19 protein-coding genes are annotated in these 20,208 nt (G+C 60.0%); 13 read left to right on the top strand and 6 right to left on the bottom strand.

The window, feature by feature from the left end; genetic code table 11:
- Positions 1-16: 16 nt before the first annotated feature.
- Positions 17-1,789 (bottom strand): SLC13 family permease, encoded by a 1,773-nt coding sequence (locus tag Q1A75_RS12580; RefSeq protein WP_299554050.1) that lies wholly within the window; start codon positions 1,787-1,789, stop codon positions 17-19.
- 284 nt (positions 1,790-2,073) lie between these two features.
- Positions 2,074-3,030 carry a glutathione S-transferase C-terminal domain-containing protein gene (locus Q1A75_RS12575; protein ID WP_299554047.1) on the bottom strand — a complete coding sequence of 319 codons (957 nt, stop codon included), beginning with the start codon at positions 3,028-3,030 and terminating at the stop codon, positions 2,074-2,076.
- 155 nt (positions 3,031-3,185) lie between these two features.
- Between Q1A75_RS12575 and Q1A75_RS12570 the strand changes: the two genes are divergently transcribed.
- Positions 3,186-3,932, top strand: a complete 747-nt coding sequence (locus Q1A75_RS12570) for a YebC/PmpR family DNA-binding transcriptional regulator (RefSeq protein WP_299554044.1) — start codon at positions 3,186-3,188, stop codon at positions 3,930-3,932.
- 74 nt (positions 3,933-4,006) lie between these two features.
- On the opposite strand, the gene Q1A75_RS12565 is transcribed toward Q1A75_RS12570, so the two are convergent.
- On the bottom strand, positions 4,007-4,645 hold the full coding sequence (locus Q1A75_RS12565; protein ID WP_299554041.1) for a LysE family translocator: 639 nt from the start codon (positions 4,643-4,645) through the stop codon (positions 4,007-4,009).
- 189 nt (positions 4,646-4,834) lie between these two features.
- Positions 4,835-5,071 (bottom strand): hypothetical protein, encoded by a 237-nt coding sequence (locus Q1A75_RS12560; protein WP_299554038.1) that lies wholly within the window; start codon positions 5,069-5,071, stop codon positions 4,835-4,837.
- A 470-nt stretch (positions 5,072-5,541) separates the two neighbouring features.
- Between Q1A75_RS12560 and Q1A75_RS12555 the strand changes: the two genes are divergently transcribed.
- The 7 genes from Q1A75_RS12555 (at position 5,542) to Q1A75_RS12525 (ending at position 13,925) form a co-directional block, all read left to right on the top strand.
- Complete coding sequence (locus Q1A75_RS12555) at positions 5,542-6,402, top strand: DMT family transporter (protein ID WP_299592356.1); 861 nt, start codon at positions 5,542-5,544, stop codon at positions 6,400-6,402.
- A 69-nt stretch (positions 6,403-6,471) separates the two neighbouring features.
- Positions 6,472-7,047 (top strand): transcriptional regulator BetI, encoded by a 576-nt coding sequence (gene betI, locus Q1A75_RS12550; protein ID WP_299592346.1) that lies wholly within the window; start codon positions 6,472-6,474, stop codon positions 7,045-7,047.
- Positions 7,044-8,552, top strand: a complete 1,509-nt coding sequence (gene betC / locus Q1A75_RS12545; RefSeq protein ID WP_299554028.1) for a choline-sulfatase — start codon at positions 7,044-7,046, stop codon at positions 8,550-8,552. Before betI ends, betC begins: the two co-directional genes overlap by 4 nt.
- 87 nt (positions 8,553-8,639) lie before the next feature.
- Positions 8,640-9,821, top strand: coding sequence for a BCCT family transporter (locus tag Q1A75_RS12540; protein WP_299554025.1), 1,182 nt, complete (start codon positions 8,640-8,642; stop codon positions 9,819-9,821).
- A 56-nt stretch (positions 9,822-9,877) separates the two neighbouring features.
- Positions 9,878-11,329 (top strand): betaine-aldehyde dehydrogenase, encoded by a 1,452-nt coding sequence (betB, locus tag Q1A75_RS12535; protein WP_299554021.1) that lies wholly within the window; start codon positions 9,878-9,880, stop codon positions 11,327-11,329.
- 244 nt (positions 11,330-11,573) lie between these two features.
- Entirely contained in the window at positions 11,574-13,220 is a 1,647-nt protein-coding gene (gene betA / locus Q1A75_RS12530; RefSeq protein WP_299554018.1) for a choline dehydrogenase, read from the top strand.
- A gap of 54 nt (positions 13,221-13,274) precedes the next feature.
- Positions 13,275-13,925: a thermonuclease family protein gene (locus tag Q1A75_RS12525; protein ID WP_299554016.1), complete on the top strand. Its 651-nt coding sequence runs from the start codon at positions 13,275-13,277 to the stop codon at positions 13,923-13,925.
- A 19-nt stretch (positions 13,926-13,944) separates the two neighbouring features.
- Here the strand turns inward: Q1A75_RS12525 and Q1A75_RS12520 are convergent, their stop codons facing one another.
- Positions 13,945-15,345 (bottom strand): helix-turn-helix transcriptional regulator, encoded by a 1,401-nt coding sequence (locus Q1A75_RS12520; protein ID WP_299554014.1) that lies wholly within the window; start codon positions 15,343-15,345, stop codon positions 13,945-13,947.
- 66 nt (positions 15,346-15,411) lie between these two features.
- On the bottom strand, positions 15,412-16,629 hold the full coding sequence (locus Q1A75_RS12515) for a multidrug effflux MFS transporter (protein WP_299554012.1): 1,218 nt from the start codon (positions 16,627-16,629) through the stop codon (positions 15,412-15,414).
- A gap of 180 nt (positions 16,630-16,809) precedes the next feature.
- On the opposite strand from Q1A75_RS12515, the gene Q1A75_RS12510 reads away from it, so the two are divergent.
- Genes Q1A75_RS12510 through Q1A75_RS12490 form a run of 5 tightly spaced genes read left to right on the top strand, consistent with a single transcriptional unit; the run spans position 16,810 to position 20,128 of the window.
- A complete protein-coding gene (locus tag Q1A75_RS12510; protein ID WP_299554010.1) occupies positions 16,810-18,342 on the top strand; it encodes an acyl-CoA carboxylase subunit beta in 1,533 nt (510 codons plus the stop codon).
- 45 nt (positions 18,343-18,387) lie between these two features.
- The gene (locus tag Q1A75_RS12505; RefSeq protein ID WP_299554008.1) at positions 18,388-18,852 is read left to right on the top strand and encodes a hypothetical protein; all 465 of its coding nucleotides are present in this window, start codon (positions 18,388-18,390) and stop codon (positions 18,850-18,852) included.
- A gap of 60 nt (positions 18,853-18,912) precedes the next feature.
- Positions 18,913-19,251, top strand: a complete 339-nt coding sequence (locus tag Q1A75_RS12500; RefSeq protein ID WP_299554006.1) for a hypothetical protein — start codon at positions 18,913-18,915, stop codon at positions 19,249-19,251.
- Positions 19,248-19,643, top strand: coding sequence for a cupin domain-containing protein (locus Q1A75_RS12495; RefSeq protein ID WP_299554004.1), 396 nt, complete (start codon positions 19,248-19,250; stop codon positions 19,641-19,643). The genes Q1A75_RS12500 and Q1A75_RS12495 overlap by 4 nt, the downstream gene beginning before the upstream one ends.
- Positions 19,640-20,128 carry a DUF6497 family protein gene (locus Q1A75_RS12490; RefSeq protein ID WP_299554002.1) on the top strand — a complete coding sequence of 163 codons (489 nt, stop codon included), beginning with the start codon at positions 19,640-19,642 and terminating at the stop codon, positions 20,126-20,128. The genes Q1A75_RS12495 and Q1A75_RS12490 overlap by 4 nt, the downstream gene beginning before the upstream one ends.
- Positions 20,129-20,208: the final 80 nt, after the last annotated feature.

Genomic DNA, 20,208 nt, shown 5'->3' with positions numbered 1-20,208 from the left:
GTTGTCAGGCGTGTGTTCAAAGCGGCCAAAACACGAGGATGGCCGGGATAGATACAACCACCACTATCACTTCGAGCGGCAGGCCGATACGCCAGTAATCGCCGAACTGGTAACCACCAGGGCCAAGGATCAGCGTGTTGTTCTTGTGTCCGATTGGGGTCAGGAAAGCCGACGAGGCTGCGACCGCGACCGCCATCAGGAAGGGGTCGGGGGACACACCGAGGGTCTGCGCCATCTGAATGCCCACGGGGGCAGCCACGATGGTGGTTGCGGTGTTGTTGAGCACGTCCGACAGGCTCATCGTGACCACCATCAGCACTGTCAGGACGGCCCATGCGGGCAGACCTTCGGTCAGATTGACCAGCCACCCTGCGATCAGTTCCGTTCCGCCCGAGCTTTCAAGGGCCGCCCCCAGTGGGATCATGGACCCCAGCAGCACGACGACGGGCCATTCGATATGGGTATAGAGTTCTGACAGGGGCACGATGCGCGACAGCACATAGGCGACCACAATAAGTCCAAGGGCGATGGGCAGGTAGAGCAGGCCAACGCTGGCGGCAGCCACCGCACCGACAAAAAGCCCGATAGCGAGCCAGACCTTGTCATCGGCCGTGACCGACAACCCCCGCTCTGCGAGCGGCAGGCAGCCCAGCCAGTTGGTGACATCATTTCCGGTGTCGCGAGGGACCAGCAGGAGTAGGATATCGCCGGTTCGGATTTCGGTCTGGCGGATCTGCCGGGTTACACGCACACCTGCCCGCGACAAGCCGAGCAGCACGGTATTGTGTCGCCAGGCGAGGCCCACGGATTGCGCGGTGCGGCCCACCAGACGGCTGCTGTCGGTCACGACAACTTCAATAATTTCAACACCTTCTCCTGCGGCATTCAGCTTCTCTTCCCGATCCGCATCTGCCAAGGCAAGGCCGGTGGCGGCGCGGAATTCATCCAGCGCGTCTGGCGTGGCCTCGATCACCAGTACGTCGCCTGCGCGCAGTTCGGAGTTGCGCGCGCGACCGTAGCGGCGCTTGCCGTCGCGCAAGAGGCCAACAAGGGCCACGTCGGCCTTCTCCGCATCCGTTTCTAATTCAGCCAACCGCTTGCCGATATGCTTGCTGTCCTCTGGCACGACCAGTTCGGCGATGTAGCTTCCGATATCCTCGAGTTCGGCGGTGGCATCGGCCCGGGCCGGGATCAGCCGCCATCCGATCAGGGCCACGAAGGCAAGCCCAGCGATGGCAGCAACGCCGCCCACCGGGGCGAAATCGAACATGCGGAAGGGTTCGCCAAGGCTGTCTTCGCGGATGGAGGCGATGATGATGTTGGGCGGTGTTCCGATAAGTGTGACCATGCCGCCGAGGATTGTGGCAAAGCTGAGAGGCATGAGGCTAAGGCCGGGGGAACGCCCGGCTTTTCGGGCGGTCTGGATGTCGACAGGCATGAGCAGGGCGAGTGCTGCGACGTTGTTCATGAAGGCCGAGAGCACGCCGCCGATGGCGCCCATGAGGGTGATATGCGCCCCGAGCGAGCGGCTGGCATCGACGAGGGTGCGGGTGATCAGGAAGACCGCTCCGGAGCGGACCAGGCCAGCGGAGACAACGAGGACCAGAGCGACCACGAGCGTGGCGGGATGGCCGAAGCCCGAGAAGGCATCATCGCTGGGGACCACCCCCAGCACGACGCCCATCATGAGGGCCGAGAAAGCGACGATGTCATAGCGGAAGCGGCCCCAGAGCAGCAGGCCGAAGACGGCGCCGAACAGGGAGAAGAGGATAATCTGGTCTGTGGTCATATCGCGCACGTTAGGGATGCGGGGGCAGGGGTGCCAGTTGTTTCTGAGGGGTGCGATTCGGCGCGTGCATTTACTTTGTTTTCATGGAGATTGACGCCGGAAATTGGGTGTCACCCTGCGTGCAGCATCCGTACACCCCCATCGGGCGGTGGGGCTCAGGTTAACGCAACGTGCGGTGACTCAAAGGCCGCTGCGCGACGCGATTCATGTGTGAATGGGGGCTCTGCCCCCAAAACCCCCGGGATTTTTTAGAAACAGGGAAGCAGGGTGATTATGTGTCGTAACTATATCGGTTTGTTGATTTTGATGGTGCGTTTTGCGGGCTTTGACCAGTCGACCTTTGGGCCTGCGGGGACGATGCCGAGCGGGTTTCTCAGCTCGGATGGAGAGAAGTAGCCGGCTCTGTAGATGTCCGGTTTGACTGTCTCGGCAACGCTGGGCAGGGCGTGGAGCGCGCGGGCGTAGTCCCAGAGTGCGGGATAGTCGCTGAGTTTGGCGAGGTTGCATTTGAACGCGTAGTGGTAGGCCACGTCGAAGCGCGCGAGTGTGGGGAAGAGGCGGAGGTCGGCCTCGGTCAGTTTGTTGCCCACGAGCGTAGGGTGCGCTGAGAGGTGCTGCTCCAGATCGTCCAGTGTTTCAAAGAGGTCCGTGACAGCCGCGTCATACGCCTCTTGCGTGCGGGCGAAACCAGCGCGGTAGACGCCATTGTTGACCTTTGCGTGGATTAGGGAGTTCCAGCGGTCGATGTCGGCCTCGTGTGTTGGCGGGCAGAGGTGGCGGCCGGGGTCGAAGGCCGTGGCCAGCATCCGCACGATGTCGGCGCTTTCGTTCGAGACGATCTGTTGCGTGTCTCTGTCCCAGAGCACTGGCACCGTTATGCGGCCCGTGTAGGTCGGACGCTGGCGGGCGTAGACCTGATGCACCGCTTGTGCGTCTAGTTCGGTGTCGGCGTATTCTCCTTCACTATCAAACACCCAACCCTGATCGGTGCGGCGCGGTTTTGCGATGCTGATGCTGACTGCGTCCTGCAGGCCCAGTACAGCCCGTACCAGAAGCGTGCGGTGCGCCCATGGGCAATTCCACGCGACAAAGAGGTGGTAGCGGCCCGCGTCCGGCGTGAAGGGGCCTTCTGGTGTAATCCAGTCGCGAAGCGTGCTTTTGGCCCGTTCATAAGCCCCGTTTTTCGTGGTGCCGGGGTCGGGGTCTTCGGCTTCGTACACGCCTTCGATCATCACGCCCATTGTCGTCTCCGCCTTGTTTGAAGATAAGCTAGCAGAGTGGGGACGGCGTGCCACGCACGGGCAGGCTGCGTGCGCGCACAAGGTGGCCTTGCCCCGCCCATCGCCGATGTCCTATAGACGCCCGGACCACCGAATTTACGAGACAGGAGGCGCGCATGGCCGGCCACTCAAAATGGGCAAACATCCAGCACCGCAAGGGGCGTCAGGACAAACTGCGCGCCAAGCTGTTTTCGAAACTGTCGAAAGAGATTACCATCGCCGCCAAGATGGGCGACCCCGACCCCGACAAGAACCCGCGCCTGCGTCTGGCCGTGAAAGAGGCCAAGGGGCAGTCGATGCCCAAGGACAATATTGACCGCGCCATCAAGAAGTCGGTTGCGGGCGAGGGCGAGGATTACGAAGAAATCCGCTATGAGGGGTATGGTCCGAACGGCGTGGCTGTCATTGTCGAAGCGATGACCGACAACCGCAACCGGACGGCGTCGACCGTGCGCTCGACCTTTACCAAGAATGGCGGGAACCTGGGTGAGACCGGCAGCGTTGGCTTCATGTTCGAGCGCAAGGGCGCTGTGAGCTATCCGGTTGAGGCGGGCGATGCCGACACCGTCATGATGGCCGCCATCGAAGCCGGGGCTGAGGATGTGGAAAGCACCGAGGACGGGCACGTGATCTGGTGTGCGGATACCGACCTGAACGAAGTGTCCAACGCGTTGGAAGGTGATTTGGGCGAGAGCGAGTCCACCAAGCTGATCTGGCGCCCGACAACCACGACTGAGATGGACCTCGACGGCATGCAGAAGCTGATGAGGCTGATCGATGCGCTGGAAGATGATGATGACGTGCAGAACGTCACGACCAACTTTGAAGCCAGCGACGAGATTATGACACAGTTGGAGGATTGAGGGTTAACCGTGGGTAGCCCTAAGGTTTGTTTTTAAAGGATAATTTTTGGTAACAGGGTGTTTGGTTGTGCCCGTTATTTTTGCGCCTCGCGCAGGCCCGACCACAGGAGGCTTACCCCCATCGCGCTGAAGGCGGCGGCAAAGACGCCTTCGACCCATATGGAGAACCGGACGTAGCCGCGCATTGCTACACCGGTGGAAAATAGCAGTGCGTAAGTTCCGTAGATCACAAGGCCTGAAAATGCGCCGAGCGGGCCAAAGCCCAGCACATGCAGCGCACTCAGACCCTGACCGAACAAGAAGGACGCGACAGCGGCCCACATCAGGGCCGCCTTGGGGTTTGTCAGCACGACAAGCAGACCACGCCGCCAAGCGGATCGGCTATCGAGCATTTGCGCGTCGGGTGTGATCGTTGTGGGTCCATTGCCCCGCAAGGTGGTGCGGGCGGCCTTGATCCCAAGGTAAAGCAGGTAGCTGCCACCCGCGATTTTCAGCACGAGAAGGGAGAGAGGGACCGCCTCGATCAGTGCGCCGAGACCCAAGGCCGTCGCTGCGGACCAGACCAGCATACCTGAAGAAATGCCTGCGACAACGAACAGGGCTGGGTGTCGACCTTGTGCCAGACCTACGGAGGCGACCGCGGCAAGGTTCGGGCCAGGTGAGATTTGCGCGGCGAGAACACCGATCCAAGTCAGGGCATAGATTGTCAGCATAAGGCGCCTTTCTCAGATCCGGTGGCTCGCCCGTAGTATGGAGTATGGGGCGCAGCGGACAAGATCGATATCGGAACTTCACCTGTGCCCTTGCGCGTGTTGTGTGACCGGAGCCTTCTGAAAACGCAAAACGCCGCCCTGTTATCAGAGCGGCGTTTTTCATGTGCCTTGGGGCTGTTTACCCGCGGATCAGAAAAACAGGTGCCGGGCAACCTGGCTCCAGCTTTGGGTGCCATCGGCGTGGGGGGCCGGGGTTTGGCGGCGCAAGCGTCGCATCAGGCCCTTGAGATCATTCAAGCGTGTGCGCGCGGCAGCACCGCCGGCGCGGCTTTGCACCGACAGGATCTTTTCCTGTGTCTGCAGCGCGGCCTCAATCAATTCGAGGTCCTGCTTGGTCAGATCGACGGTATGTGTGTCGTCAAGCATCGGATTTCATCCTTGTTATCGTTGACCAGCATATGGGGGTCTTTAAGTCATACGCCAATCATCAAAGATCAGATCAACGTGATACCTGCGTCAGATGACATATGCTGGCAGTAGTGTGCGGCGCGTCATTGCACGCCAGTCGGACGGATATAGGGAGTGTGCGCCCGGAATGCTCTAGCAAAATGCGCAAAGCAGCTGTGCAAAAAACGTATAGCTCGCGCAGGCTTGTCTTGCGTTCCTAAGATAATCGCCGGTGTGTGCCCTGCGGAGCGGACAATCATCATGCGCCTTTCTCGCCTGAGTTTTTCAGTTGTGCGGCGGTGGGAGTGCTTTTTTCGAGCTGGTGCAGGTGGCGCATCCCGGACCGGATCACCGCGCCGGTGTTTTGGTTGCTTGCGCTTGCCCCTGCTTTTGGCATTGATGCGGGTATGATCGCAGCCCGTTCTCGCCCGCTTGTTGGAATCTTCTGGATGCTGGTGACGGGGCTTTGCTTTGTCGCTGTGACGGCGCTGGTCAAATACATGGGGGATCGCATTCCCCCGGCCGAGGCGGCGTTTCTGCGTTATTTACTGGGCCTTGTGTTTCTGCTGCCCATGCTGCCCGCCTTGCGAGAGGCGCGGTTGACGGCCCGGCAGTGGCGGCTATTTTCCTTGCGGGGTGTTTTTCACACCGGCGGCGTGATCCTGTGGTTCTTTGCCATGACGCGCATTCCCATCGCCGAAGTGACGGCTATGAACTATCTGGCCCCTGTCTATGTCAGCATCGGTGCGGCGCTGTTTCTGGGCGAACGCCTCGCCCTGCGCCGGATCGCGGCCATCGTCGTAGCCCTGATCGGGACGGCGGTAATCCTGCGCCCCGGATTTCGCGAGGTCGCGCCGGGTCACATCGCCATGCTGTTTTGCGCGGTGAGCTTTGCCGGTTCGTACCTGCTGGCCAAGATCATGGCGGACGAGGCGAAACCTGCCGTCGTCGTGGCGATGCTGTCCATCGTGGTGACGATCTGTCTCGCGCCGTTTGCACTGACGAACTGGGTGATGCCGACGGGAGCGGAGTTGGGGCTGCTGTTCCTGGTCGCGTGTTTTGCAACCGCCGGGCACTACACAATGACCATGGCCTTTGCCGCCGCGCCTGTGACAGTGACCCAGCCGGTGACGTTCCTTCAGCTGGTGTGGGCGGTGCTTCTGGGCGCTGTGGTCTTTGCCGAGCCGGTGGATGTCTGGGTGATTTTGGGCGGTGCGCTGATCCTCGCCGCGGTGTCGTTCATCACGTGGCGCGAGGCGGTGTTGAAGCGCCGTCCGATTACCCCGCCGAGCCCTGCCACCAAGCTTTGATTTTTTATTGATTGACGGATCAATAAAAAACCCCCAGTCTGCGGCCCATCTTTTGATGAGGGGGTACTTGTGCCGAAAGTGGGGATGGAGCCGATCCGTCGGGCTGCACTGGTTGAGGCGACGATCGCAGAGATCGGGGCGGCCGGGTCGCTGGATGTGACCGTGGGCCAGATCGCCAAGCGGGCGGGCATGTCAACGGCGCTGGCGCATCACTATTTTGGCGGCAAGCACCAGATATTCCTTGCAGCCATGGGCCAGATCCTTCGTGATTTCAGAGGCGAGGTGGTGGCAGAATTGCAGCAGGCCAACACCCCGCGTGCGCGCGCAGAAGCGCTGATTGCCGCCAGTTTTGCGCCGTCCTGCTTTGCGCCGGCGACGGTAGGGGCGTGGATGACTCTCTATGCCCATGCCACGACCCATCCGGAAACCAACCGTTTGCTGGTGCTGTATCAACGACGTCTGCGAACCAACCTGACCCATGCGTTGCAAGGGATCAGCACGGATCCACGAAATGATGCAGAGATGTTGGGAGCGTTGATCGACGGTCTGTACCTGCGGGCGGCGCTGGCCAAGGATGCCTCGCGGGACACTGCCAAGGCGATCGCGCTTCGGGCACTTGATACCGTGACGGGACGACATCAATGACCAAGCCCAACATCCTGATATTCATGGTAGACCAACTGAACGGTACGCTGTTTCCCGACGGACCTGCCGAATGGTTGCACGCGCCCAACCTCAAGAAACTTGCGGCGCGATCGACCCGGTTCCGCAATGCCTACACCGCGTCGCCCTTGTGTGCGCCGGGGCGGGCCGCGTTCATGTCTGGTCAGTTGCCAAGTGCCACGGGCGTCTATGACAACGCAGCCGAATTTCCATCGTCCACTCCGACCTATGCCCACCATCTGCGCCGCGCAGGCTACCAGACATGCCTGTCTGGCAAGATGCACTTTGTCGGTCCCGACCAACTTCATGGCTTCGAAGAACGTCTGACCACCGATGTCTATCCGCCTGACTTTGGCTGGACGCCGGACTATCGAAAGCCGGGCGAGCGGATCGACTGGTGGTATCACAATATGGGATCGGTTACCGGTGCGGGTGTGGCCGAGATCACCAACCAACTCGAATATGATGACGAGGTTGCCTATCATGCTACGCGCAAGATTTATGATCTGGGGCGCGGCCACGACGCGCGGCCCTGGTGCCTGACTGTCAGCTTCACCCATCCCCACCACCCTTATGTGACGCGCAAGAAGTACTGGGATCTCTATGAAGACTGCGCGCATCTGATGCCCGAGGTTGGTCCGATTCCTTACGAGGATCAGGACGCGCATTCGCAGCGCATTCTGGATGCCAATGATCGCGACAACTTCACCATCTCGGACGAAGATATCCGTCGGTCGCGCCGCGCCTATTTCGCCAATATCTCGTATCTCGATGACAAGATCGGTGAGGTGCTGGAGGCGCTGGAAGGGACACGGCAGGAGGCGATCATCCTGTTTGTGTCCGATCATGGTGACATGCTGGGCGCGCGTGGGCTGTGGTTCAAGATGTCCTTCTATGAAGGGTCGTCGCGGGTGCCTTTGATGATCTCGGCCCCGTCGATGGCACCGGGGCTGGTGACTGATCCCGTGTCGAACATCGATGTGTGTCCGACGCTATGCGATCTGGCGAGCGTCGACATGTCCGAGGTTATGCCGTGGACCGCAGGGCAAAGCCTTGTGCCGCAGGGGCAGGGTATTGAGCGCACCGAACCAGTGGCCATGGAGTATGCGGCCGAGGCGTCCTATGCTCCGATGGTGTCGCTGCGCTATGGCAAGTGGAAGTACAACCGCTGTGTGCTGGACCCTGACCAGCTTTTTGACCTCGACGCTGACCCGCATGAGCTGACCAACCTTGTGGATGTGCCGGCCCATCAAGGCACGCTGACCCAGTTGCAGGCCAAGGCGGATGCGCGTTGGGATCTGGACCGTTTCGACGCAGATGTGCGCGCAAGCCAGGCTCGACGCTGGGTGGTCTACGAAGCGCTGCGCGAAGGCGGCTACTTCCCATGGGATTACCAGCCGCTGCAAAGGGCGTCTGAGCGCTACATGCGCAACCACATGGACTTGAATATTTTGGAAGAAAATCAGCACTTTCCGCGCGGAGAATAAACCATCGCATCATGTTTCCTGGTGCGGAGCGGCGATGGATCAATAAGAGCACCAAAGCCAACGGGTCAACAAGGAGGGACCTTACCTATGTTAACTACGATTATCTCATTCGGTGTGTTGCTGGCCTTTGTGCTGGTGGCATTCATTACCATCAAATACTGGAATGTGCGCCTGACAGGCCCGCAACCCGTAGGCATTTTCGTCTTCATCGCGATCCTGTTTACCTCTGGCCTTGATGTGGGCCTTATCATGTTCCCGATTGCCTTTGACTTCCCTCTTTATGCCGATACGGCGACCGAGCCCGCCTATGCGTTCACGAACCCGCTTGCGCTGGAGTTCGGGTTTTGGGGCTTCCTGATCTGGGCATTCTATTTCCTGACAGCCTTTTACTTCTGTGCGATCGAGCCACGGGTGAAGTTCTTCGAGAATGGCCTCGTCAAGTTGATCAACAACCTGGTCATCATCACGACCTGTGCGTTCACTGGCGCGCTGTTCCTGATCTATATGCCCTATTACATCCCCGAGGTGGGCGATGGTGAAACGGTGATCCCGGCCTTCTACATCATCTGTTTCCTGGTGATCCTGGCGGCGTCCTATTCGTCTACGGACATCAAGTACGTTAAGATCCTGTCTGTCGCTTCGACCTTTGTCTTCTTTGCCCTGATCCTTGGCATGTGGATCAATGCGGGCATGGGTTTTGGTGAGTTCTTGTCCACCAGCAGCAATATCGGCGGCTACTTTGCCAACATCCACAAGTTCATCATCCCGCTGACAGATTATCACGAGTTCTACCTGTTCTGGTGGTTCGCGTGGTCGATCATGATCGGGCAGTTCACCTCGCGTTTCGTGGGCGGTCTGATGACGTGGCAGCTGCTGGCCGCTCTGCTGATCTTCCCATCGATCCCGCTGGGCGTCTGGTTCACGGTGGCTTACTGGTATCACCTGAACGGTATCGACATGACCGGTCTGGTCAACTGGTCGATGACTGTTGTGGGCATCCTGTTCGTGATCAACTCGTTTGACTCGCTGATCCGGCTCTACACCGACAACCTGAACGTCACCGCCGACCGCTTTGGCAAGGTGCAATACGTGCTGGGCAATGCCGCCCTGCTGTTCGTGCTGACACTGCTGTTCCAAAGCCAGTGGCTGCAGATCCAGTGGGTCGGCACCGCCGTTATTGGCATCTATGTGGCGTGCCTTGCATGGGTGTTGATGCGTCGTAACACTCTGGATGACCTGAGCAGCGTGCACGCGGCACCGGCAGAATAGACATCGTTTGGGCGGCGGGCCTGTCCTGCCGCCCCATTCAACACATGAGGATTTGAATGCAAACCCAACCGACAGCGAGCCATTTCATTGGCGGCGAATATGTTGAAGACACGGCTGGCACACCGATTGATGTGATCTATCCGGCGACTGGCGAGGTGATTGGCCGGGTGCATTCCGCGACCTTGGCCATTGTCGATCGGGCGTTGGAGGCTGCACGCGGCGCGCAGGCAGAGTGGGCGGCCATGACCGGGACCGAGCGGGGCCGCATTCTGCGCCGTGCCGCCGACATCATGCGCGAACGCAACCATGAGCTGTCGGTGCTGGAGACCTATGACACCGGCAAGCCGTATCAGGAGACGAGCGTTGCAGATGCGACCTCTGGTGCGGATGCGCTGGAATATTTTGGCGGCATGGCCGCGACCCTGACCGGTGAGCATATCCAGTTGGGTGAGGACTGGGTCTATACCCGTCGCGAACCTTTGGGCGTGTGTGTTGGCATTGGGGCGTGGAACTATCCGACCCAGATTGCGAGCTGGAAGGGCGCGCCTGCGCTGGCTTGCGGCAACACGATGGTGTTCAAGCCTTCGGAAACGACGCCGCTCTGTGCCTTGAAGGTGGCCGAGATCCTGTATGAAGCGGGTGCACCTGCGGGTGTGTACAATGTGGTGCAGGGCCTGGGCGATGTGGGCGCGGCGCTGGTATCTGACGCCCGTGTCGACAAGGTGTCGCTGACCGGTTCGGTGCCGACCGGGCGTAAGGTCTATGCTGCTGCGGCGGCCGAGATGAAGCATGTCACCATGGAGTTGGGGGGCAAGTCCCCGATGATCGTCTTTGACGATGCCGATATTGAGAATGCGGTATCGGGGGCGATCCTTGGCAACTTCTATTCCTCGGGGCAGGTTTGTTCCAACGGGACGCGGGTGTTTGTGCAGAAAGGCATCAAGGAGGCGTTTCTGACCCGACTGGCCGAACGGTTGGGGCAGGCGGTGATTGGCGATCCGCAGGACCCGGACACCAGTTTTGGTCCGATGGTCAGCGCACGCCAGATGGAGATCGTGCAGGGCTATATCTCAAAGGGGCAGGATGAAGGCGCACGGCTGGTCTGCGGAGGCAATCGGCTGCAGCGTGATGGCTTCTTTCTGGAACCCACGGTCTTTGCCGATGTGACCGATGGCATGACCATCGCCCGCGAAGAGATTTTCGGCCCCGTGATGGCGGTTCTGGATTTCGAGGACGAGGCCGATGTGATGGTGCGCGCCAATGACACCGAGTTTGGTCTGGCGGCAGGCGTCTTTACCCGTGATCTGGCGCGCGCGCACCGTGTGGCTGCCGGGTTCGAGGCGGGCACCTGTTACATCAACACGTATAATGACGCGCCGGTCGAGGCCCCCTTTGGCGGGGTGAAGGCTTCGGGTGTGGGGCGTGAGAATTCGAAAGCGGCGATTGAGCATTATAGCCAGGTGAAATCCGTCTATGTGCGCATGGGTGATCTGGAGGCTCCGTTTTGAGAACGCCCTTTTTCGGCAAGCCGCCCACCCACCCCGTCTCGCCGAAAAAGGACGGATAGTGGGATGATCTGGGCGTGCGTGTTTATGTGAAGGACTTTTGCTGAGAGGTGCTTGAGGGCGCAATCTGCGCCGCAAGACACCTGTTCGATGATGAGATGCGATTCTCCGATGCCTCAAGGACAAGCCGCGCGCATGCGCGGCGCTGCGCATCCTTGACCCACCGCGGAATCACGGAAGGTGAGATATGGAAGCAGATTATGTCATTGTAGGTGCGGGGTCGGCCGGCTGCGCTGTGGCCTATCGGCTGGCGGAGGCCGGAAAATCGGTGCTTGTGATCGAGCATGGTGGTACAGATGCCGGGCCGTTTATCCAGATGCCTGCGGCGCTGTCTTATCCGATGAACATGAAGCGGTACGATTGGGGCTACAAATCCGAACCGGAGCCGCATTTGGGGGGACGCCAGTTGGTCTGTCCGCGGGGTAAGGTTGTGGGTGGATCGTCGTCCATCAACGGCATGGTCTATGTGCGGGGTCACGCCATGGACTACGATCATTGGGCTGACAGCGGGGCCGATGGCTGGGGCTATGCCGACGTGCTGCCGTATTTCAAGCGCATGGAAAGCTGGGATGGCAACGGTCATGGCGGTGATCCGGGATGGCGCGGCACCGACGGGCCGATGCATGTCACGCGGGGGCCACGCAAGAACCCGCTGTTTCACGCCTTTGTCGAAGCCGGGCGCCAAGCCGGGTACGAAGTCACCAACGACTATAACGGGCAGAAGCAGGAAGGCTTTGGCCCGATGGAGCAGACGGTGCACAAGGGGCGTCGCTGGTCGGCGGCGAATGCGTATCTGAAGCCCGCGCTGAAGCGGCCCAACTGCGATCTGGTGCGTGGGCTGGTCGAACGTGTGGTCATGGAAGACGGGCGGGCTGTGGGCGTTGCCCTTGCCGGTGGCAAGGTGGTACGGGCCCGGCGCGAGGTGATCCTGGCTGCGTCATCCATCAACTCTCCCAAGATCCTGATGCTGTCGGGGATTGGTCCGGCTGCACATCTGGCCGAGCATGGGATTGATGTGGTGGCGGACCGCCCCGGTGTGGGGGCCAACCTGCAGGACCATCTGGAGATGTATATCCAGTACGCCTCCAAACAGCCGATCACGCTCTACAAGCACTGGAACCTGTTTTCCAAAGCGTTCATTGGCGCGCAGTGGCTATTCACCGGCACGGGGCTGGGCGCGTCGAACCAGTTTGAAAGTGCCGCCTTTATTCGCAGCAAGGCCGGTGTGCCATATCCGGACATCCAGTACCACTTCCTGCCCATTGCAGTGCGCTATGATGGACAAACAGCTGCTGAGGGGCACGGGTTTCAGGCCCATGTTGGCCCGATGCGGTCGCCATCGCGCGGGGCTGTGACCTTGCGGTCAGCCAACCCTGCCGACGATCCGGTGATCCGGTTCAATTACATGAGCACGGAGCAGGATTGGGACGACTTCCGCACCTGCATCCGTCTGACGCGCGAAATCTTTGCCCAGGACGCTTTTGCGCCGTTCGTGAAACACGAGATCCAGCCGGGTGCTGCGTATCAGAGTGATGACGAGCTGGACGACGCGATCCGGGAACATGCCGAGAGCGCCTATCACCCTTGCGGGACATGCCGGATGGGGCGCGCCGATGATCCGATGAGCGTGGTTGATCCAGAGGGGCGTGTCATAGGTGTTGATGCGCTGAGAGTTGTCGACAGCTCTGTCTTTCCGCGCATCACCAATGGCAATCTAAATGGGCCGTCCATCGTGACTGGCGAGAAGATGAGCGATCACATTCTGGGGCGTCATTTGCCGCGCAGCAATGACGTGCCGTGGGTGCATCCCGAGTGGGAGACTGCGCAGCGTTAAGTATTGCAGAACAAACCGTTTGAAGTCCGGTCGCGACGTCTCCAAGTAAAGAGAATGTTAAGACTTTGTTCGGTGCTTGTTCTATTGGTGTTGCCCGCGATGGCGTGGGCTGATCTACACGGTGTGATCCGCGTCATTGATGCAGACACCGTGGATGTGGGTGAGACGCGGGTGCGGTTGCACGCCATTGATGCGCCTGAGCAGGACCAGCTTTGCCAGACCGATCAAGGTGCCGATTTTGCCTGCGGTGCTTGGGCCACGGCGCGGGTTGTGGAAGCCTTTGAAGGGCGGCGCGCCACGTGTGATCATGTGGACAGGGATCGCTACGGACGGGTGGTGGCCAGGTGTTCGATGCTGGGCATCGATATGGGCCGGCATATCGTACGCGAGGGATGGGCCTTTGCCGCGCGTGCCTACGGTCTGGACTACGATTTGGACGAAAAGGTCGCGTATGTCGCGGGCCGGGGATTGCATGCGTTCCAGTTGCAATCGCCCACGCAGTTTCGGCAGGCACAGGCGAAAGGGCGTGTGCCGCCGCACCCGTCCTGTGCGATCAAGGGCAACATTTCCGACAATGGGCGTGTTTTCCATATGCCGGGCCAGAGGTTTTATCAGCAGACAGAGATCCACGAAGCCAGCGGGGAGCGGTGGTTCTGTTCCGAGGCGGCGGCATTGCGGGCCGGGTGGCGCGCAGCGTCGTACTGACGGCTGACGCCCATCGCCCCTAGTTCACTGTATAGGGCAGCAGACCGCGGGTATCGGGATCGACGGACAATTGCCGTTCCAGAGGGGGGACGGAGCGCTGGTGGCAGGTCTTGCGTTCGCAGATCCGGCACGAGATGCCGATGGGTTCGAAGGCCTCGGTGCGGGTGATGTCCATCCCGTCCGCATAGACCAGTTGCCCTGCGTGCTTGACCTCGCAGCCAAGTGCAATCGCATAACGGCGTGTGGGCGCTCCAAACCGTCCTCCGGTCTTGGATACGTCGCGCGCGAGGCTAATGTAGCGCACCCCATCCGGTGTTTCGGCCAATTGGCGCAGGAAGTGACCCGGCTGTTCAAAGGCGCGGTGCACGTTCCAGAGCGGGCAGGCGCCGCCAAAACGTGCAAATTGCAGGCGCGTGGCGGAGTGGCGTTTCGTGATCGTACCTGCCTGATCGACCCGTACGAAGAAGAAGGGCACGCCCTTGGCTCCGGGCCGTTGCAGGGTCGACAGCCGGTGGCAGACTTGTTCGATGGAGGCTCCGAACCGGGTTGCAAGTTGTTCCAGGTCATGCCGCGTGTCCTGTGCCGCTTGCAGGAAGCGGGTGTATGGCATGAGCGCGGCCCCCGCGAAGTAGTTGGCAAGGCCGATCTTGGCGATGGAGCGCGCCTCGTCCGTTTGGAAGCGGGCGAAGTCGAGCGTTGCTTCGAGCAGCTTGTCCTGTTGCAGCAGGGCGACCTGCAGCAGCATCTGGAAGGTCTGGCTTTCCTGGTTGGCGCGGTTCGAGATGGTCAGCGTTTTGCTGTCGGTGTCGTAGTGGCGCAGGGTGTCCGTGTCGTCAAAGGTGACGTCGGCCCCGATATGGGCCAGTGCGGTCACGGCAACTTGTCGAATGCTGTGATCCGTGCCCTCGGCATTGGCGAAGTGTTCCGCGGCCCGGTCCACAGCGTCGATGTAGTTGTCGCAATAGTGGAAGAAGTCGCGCACCTCTTCCCATGGCGATGGGCGGGCGCGGGCGTCCTCGCGGCCAAGTGCTTCGTCCAGTGACGCAAGCCGTTCGTGGGTTTGTCGGTAGGCGCGGTGCAGATCGAGGAAGGCGTGGGCCAGGGCCGGGGCGTTGGACGCCGCAAGCCGCAGGTCGGCCAGGGGCGGCATGTCGCCGGAGAATACAGGATCCGCCAATGCCTCACGCATGTCCGACACCAGACGTTCGCCGTCGCCCGAGCTGAGTTCCGTCACATCAAGCCCGAATTCCTGCGCGAGGTTCAGCAGAACCGTTGTGCTGACGGGCCGGTTGTTGTTTTCCATCTGGTTGAGATAGGGCAGGGACACGCCCAGCTTGGCTGCAAAGTCCTTTTGCGTGAGGCCAACGCGCGTGCGTACCTCGCGCAGTTTTGCTCCGGCATAGAGTTTGGGGGCGGCCATGATGCGTCCGTTTTTGCAGCTTTGCAGTTAACGTATGCTAGGTTTGCAAAGCCGTTGGTGCAAGCTTTACGCGGTAGCGAGCCGCCGTTCGCGACGATAGACCGCGCCGATGGCGAGCAGGGCGCAGATGCCGGTGATGCACATGATGTAAAGCAATGGGTATGCGCCGGTTTCAGGTGTCAGAAGGAAGCCGGCGAGCGTGGAGAGCGCGGCCCCGCCGCCGATCATGATCGCCCCGCCGAGACCCGATGCTGTCCCGGCAAGATGCGGGCGGACCGACAGCATGCCTGCCGTCGCATTCGGGATCACCAAGCCGTTGCCGAGACCCACAAAGGTCATCATTCCGAAAAAGGATACGGGCGTGCCGACACCCGCGAGAAAAATAGCTAGCGAAAGGAATGTACCAATGGCATTGGCCAGCGTTCCCCAAAGAACGAGGCGATTCACACCGAACTGTGTGGCGAAGCGACCGCTCAGCCCGTTGCCGATGAAGTAACCGATGGCAGGTGCGCCAAAGAAGAAGCCAAGCTGTGCAGGGGACATCCCGAACACTTCGGTTCCGACAAAGGGAGCGCCGCCCAGATATGCAAAGAACGATCCCGAGCAGAAAGCGGCCGCGAGCGAGTAGCCCCAGAAGCGGGGTGAGCGTAGAAGCTCGGGGTATTCTTTGAACTGCCCGACAAGGGACTTGGACGAGGGTTGAGCCGTTTCGCCCACATCAGAGTGCACCAGCCATAACAGCAGGCCACCGGTCAGGAAGAAGAACCAGAAGACGGATTTCCAACCGAACACCTCGTCCAGAACGCCACCTATTCCCGGCGAAATCATTGGCACAACTGCCATACCCATGGTGACATATCCGATCATCGAGGCGGAGTGGTCCTGGTCATAGAGATCGCGAATGATGGCGCGGCTGAGCACCATGGCGACGGCAATAACCGCCTGACACATGCGGAAGAACAGGAAAACCTCCGCGCTGGGGGCAAAGATGCAGCCCAATGTCGCCAACATGAACAGTCCGATGCCCCACATCAGCACCTTGCGTCGCCCAAGGTTGTCCGAGATGGGCCCGATGATGGTTTGCATGATGGCAGACACGGCAAGATACAGCGCGACAGACAGTTGCATCAGCCGATATTCGGTATCGAAATACGCTGTCATATTTGGCAAGCTGGGCAGGAACATGTTCATGACCATGGCCGAGACCCCGGCCAGCAGGATCAGCGTTGCGATATGAGGCGGGGTTGTGCGGTCCAGAAAGCGGACCTTGTGCGGCGCTTGCATGTTGGTTGAGGTATGCGTGGGAAAGTGAACTGTCCAGTGCAGTTGCGCACAGGGTGGTGTGATTTGCTGGTTTGCAATTTGCAGCAAGACTATTGCGAAAAGTTTGCAAATATTCTGATTGACACTTCAACCGACGGCTATTGCACTTGTATAAGGCCCGAAACCACCAGCGGGGACAGCATGAAAGATATTCTGACCGAATTGGAAGCACGGCGCGCGGACGCGCGTCTTGGCGGCGGACAAAAGCGCATCGATGCCCAGCACGGGCGTGGCAAGCTGACAGCGCGCGAGCGGATTGATCTGCTGCTGGACGAAGGATCGTTCGAAGAGTTCGACATGTTTGTCAGCCACCGCTGCACCGATTTCGGTATGGAAAATCAAAAGCCTGCAGGCGACGGAGTTGTGACCGGCTGGGGCACGATCAACGGGCGGCAGGTCTATGTGTTTTCGCAGGACTTCACTGTTCTGGGCGGGTCTGTGTCTGCCACTCATGCGGCCAAGATCTGCAAGATCATGGACAAGGCAGTTGAGAATGGCGCGCCTGTCATCGGCATCAACGACTCGGGTGGTGCGCGCATTCAGGAAGGTGTGGACAGCCTTGCAGGGTACGGCGAGGTCTTCCAGCGCAACATCATGGCCTCGGGTGTCGTGCCGCAGATCAGCGTGATCATGGGGCCATGCGCCGGTGGTGCCGTGTATTCTCCGGCGATGACCGACTTCATCTTCATGGTCAAGGACAGCTCGTATATGTTCGTGACCGGCCCTGACGTGGTCAAGACCGTGACCAACGAACAGGTCACGGCGGAAGAGTTGGGTGGTGCGTCCACCCACACCAAGAAGTCGTCGGTGGCTGATGCCGCGTTCGACAATGATGTCGAGGCGCTGGCCGAAGTGCGCCGTTTGGTGGACTTCCTGCCGCTGAACAACCGCGAAAAACCGCCCGTCCGCCCGTTCTTTGATGAACCCGACCGGATCGAAAGCAGTCTCGACACGCTGGTGCCGGACAATCCGAACATGCCCTATGACATGAAAGAGCTGATCGTGAAGATGGCCGATGAGGGCGATTTCTACGAGTTGCAGGAAGAGTTCGCCAAGAACATCATCACAGGCTTCATCCGTCTTGAGGGGCGGACCGTGGGTGTGGTGGCAAACCAGCCGATGGTGCTGGCGGGCGTTCTGGACATCGACAGCGCTCGCAAGGCAGCCCGCTTTGTCCGGTTCTGTGATTGCTTTGACATTCCGATCCTGACGCTGATCGACGTGCCCGGCTTCCTGCCCGGCACCACGCAGGAATATGGCGGTGTGATCAAGCACGGCGCCAAACTGCTCTTTGCCTATGGCGAGGCGACGGTGCCCAAGGTCACGGTCATCACGCGCAAGGCCTATGGTGGCGCCTATGTGGTGATGGCGTCCAAGCATTTGCAGGCGGATTTCAACTACGCCTGGCCCACGGCCGAGATCGCGGTGATGGGTGCCAGGGGTGCGACCGAGATTATTCACCGCGCCGATCTGGGGGATGCAGAGAAGACTGCGCAGCATACAGCGGATTACGAAGATCGTTTCGCCAATCCGTTTGTGGCCGCCGAACGCGGGTTCATTGATGAAGTGATCCAGCCACGCTCGACCCGCAAGCGGGTGAGCCGCGCCTTTGCATCGCTACGGAACAAGAAAACGCCTATGCCTTGGAAAAAGCACGATAACATCCCGCTATAGGGGAATCGCAAAGGGCGGTCCTCGAAAACAAATATGGAGAAGTATGTGCGGTTCATTTTAACAGTTGTGTTCGTATGTTTTGCGGTTCCTGCCCTGGCGCAACAGGAACGGGATTGTCGTGGTAAGCAAGCGTTTGATTTGGGTGACGGGGCCTACGGTTGCTTGCTGGATATCGGTTCAACGTCCATCACGACCACACTCACCCGTGATGATGGGGCAAGTTCGAAGTCTTCGAGGAATGCAGCAGGTCAGATCGACGTGGCAATGTTCGGGACGTTTTCAGGGTCACGGCAGGTCGTCGGTAAGCGGATGCGTGGCATCTGCCAGACCTTCTTGCCAACGATCAAGCAAGAGCTTGCGGGGCAACGTTACAATCGGATTGTCATTCGTCTGTTCTGGCCGCGTGTTGCCAATTCCGGAGATTTCGTGCCGAAATCGCGATCCGAGATCGAGGTCCAGCCCGCATTCACGAATGCCAACTGCCGCGGCATCAGGTTCTTTGGACGGTGATTATAAGGCCCTGCAAAACATCGCCGCTCAGCGCCGGCAAAACCGCGTGGTGCTGTGTCCATGGGTAAGCGCTGGCATATCCAACGCGACGGTGCCAGCGTCACACTGTGCCGCCATCTGCCGCCGCGCTTTGATTTCGTGGTGCGCACGGACTTGCCTGATGGCAGGGCCGTGCGTCTGGCGCATCAGATACGCCAAGATCTGTGGCGGGCGCTGCAAAGGTTGCGGGGGTTTTCACCCGTCGTACGTTTGGAGCGGGTTGCGAATGGTTGGCGGGTGCTGGCGGGCGGGCGTGTTACCGGTCCGGTACCGGCAGCCGTAACATCGCGGGCGCAGGCGGTTCTGGATGACCCGAAGAACCGTGCGCGTTGGGTGCGATCTGCAGGGGGCGCGCCATGAGCCTTTGGAAGAATCAGGCGTTTGCTATCAGTCATGCAGATAACAGTGCGTTCGAAGGTGCTGGGCTGCGCCCGTTCTTTGAGTACCGTCAACTCGGCATCGTCGAGGCGACAAACGGTGCGTACGGCGCACATGTCATCCGTGCCGTGCCTGGCATGGAAAGCCCGGGCACGTGGCACAGCCATGATCTGGATTTCCAGATGGTCTATGTCACGCACGGGTGGGTCGTCTTTGAATATGAGGGGCAGGGCGAGCATGTGCTGCGTGCAGGCTCGTGCGTTTTGCAGCCCCCCGGGATCATACACCGCGAAGTCAAGCATTCTGATGATCTCGAATTGATCGAAATCACTGCGCCTGCAGACTTTACAACGCAAGAAGAAGATGCACGATGAGTGGTGATCGGCAACATACAGAGCCGAATGGAATAGTGCGACGGGTTATCACCGCACGCACAGCAGCCCCGGAGGGAGGAGCCCGAAGCCGGAAACGGTCTTGGGTCCGGGGCTGCGTATCCGCACTTTGCCTCGCTGCCTCAACTGCACTTGCGCAAGAGGTCCCGTCGGGCCAGCCCGTATCGTTGTCCGAGGTTCTGCTTGATGCGGTTGGGGCGGAAAATTGGGTGCGGTTCCGGTTCATTGCGCCCGAGATTGCCAAGGACACTGGCACGGTAAGTTACGGTCAAGCCGAAGGTGATTTCCAAGCGCTGTGTGACGACTTTGCGATGACCTATCTGACCGACTTTGAGTTGACGGCGGATGTGGTGGTCATTTCGCTGATGGACCGCCCGGTGCCGTTTGGCACGTCTGATCCAGAGGCAACCCAGTTTTTTGAAGCCTTCCGTCCAGAGACGGACGGTTGTGTTTGGGAGGCGTTTTGATGCGCAAGCGGATTTTTGCATATGCGGCATTGAGGCCACAACCCGCGCAAGCCTGTGTGGCCCCATATCATTCCCCCGGA

The organism is uncultured Tateyamaria sp. (assembly GCF_947504105.1).
In the GTDB taxonomy this organism is placed as follows: domain Bacteria; phylum Pseudomonadota; class Alphaproteobacteria; order Rhodobacterales; family Rhodobacteraceae; genus Tateyamaria.
Note: the sequence above shows the minus strand (reverse complement) of the source record. Positions and strands in the feature narration are given on the sequence as shown.

Excerpts from the sequence above, each read along its gene's own strand:
- Q1A75_RS12580 (WP_299554050.1), bottom strand. The coding sequence starts at position 1,789 with ATGACCACAGACCAGATTATCCTCTTCTCCCTGTTCGGCGCCGTCTTC.
- Q1A75_RS12575 (WP_299554047.1), bottom strand. The coding sequence starts at position 3,030 with ATGGGCGTGATGATCGAAGGCGTGTACGAAGCCGAAGACCCCGACCCC.
- Q1A75_RS12570 (WP_299554044.1), top strand. The coding sequence starts at position 3,186 with ATGGCCGGCCACTCAAAATGGGCAAACATCCAGCACCGCAAGGGGCGT.
- Q1A75_RS12565 (WP_299554041.1), bottom strand. The coding sequence starts at position 4,645 with ATGCTGACAATCTATGCCCTGACTTGGATCGGTGTTCTCGCCGCGCAA.
- Q1A75_RS12560 (WP_299554038.1), bottom strand. The coding sequence starts at position 5,071 with ATGCTTGACGACACACATACCGTCGATCTGACCAAGCAGGACCTCGAA.
- Q1A75_RS12555 (WP_299592356.1), top strand. The coding sequence starts at position 5,542 with ATGCTGGTGACGGGGCTTTGCTTTGTCGCTGTGACGGCGCTGGTCAAA.
- betC (WP_299554028.1), top strand. The coding sequence starts at position 7,044 with ATGACCAAGCCCAACATCCTGATATTCATGGTAGACCAACTGAACGGT.
- Q1A75_RS12540 (WP_299554025.1), top strand. The coding sequence starts at position 8,640 with ATGTTAACTACGATTATCTCATTCGGTGTGTTGCTGGCCTTTGTGCTG.
- betB (WP_299554021.1), top strand. The coding sequence starts at position 9,878 with ATGCAAACCCAACCGACAGCGAGCCATTTCATTGGCGGCGAATATGTT.
- betA (WP_299554018.1), top strand. The coding sequence starts at position 11,574 with ATGGAAGCAGATTATGTCATTGTAGGTGCGGGGTCGGCCGGCTGCGCT.
- Q1A75_RS12525 (WP_299554016.1), top strand. The coding sequence starts at position 13,275 with ATGTTAAGACTTTGTTCGGTGCTTGTTCTATTGGTGTTGCCCGCGATG.
- Q1A75_RS12520 (WP_299554014.1), bottom strand. The coding sequence starts at position 15,345 with ATGGCCGCCCCCAAACTCTATGCCGGAGCAAAACTGCGCGAGGTACGC.
- Q1A75_RS12515 (WP_299554012.1), bottom strand. The coding sequence starts at position 16,629 with ATGCAAGCGCCGCACAAGGTCCGCTTTCTGGACCGCACAACCCCGCCT.
- Q1A75_RS12510 (WP_299554010.1), top strand. The coding sequence starts at position 16,810 with ATGAAAGATATTCTGACCGAATTGGAAGCACGGCGCGCGGACGCGCGT.
- Q1A75_RS12500 (WP_299554006.1), top strand. The coding sequence starts at position 18,913 with ATGGGTAAGCGCTGGCATATCCAACGCGACGGTGCCAGCGTCACACTG.
- Q1A75_RS12495 (WP_299554004.1), top strand. The coding sequence starts at position 19,248 with ATGAGCCTTTGGAAGAATCAGGCGTTTGCTATCAGTCATGCAGATAAC.
- Q1A75_RS12490 (WP_299554002.1), top strand. The coding sequence starts at position 19,640 with ATGAGTGGTGATCGGCAACATACAGAGCCGAATGGAATAGTGCGACGG.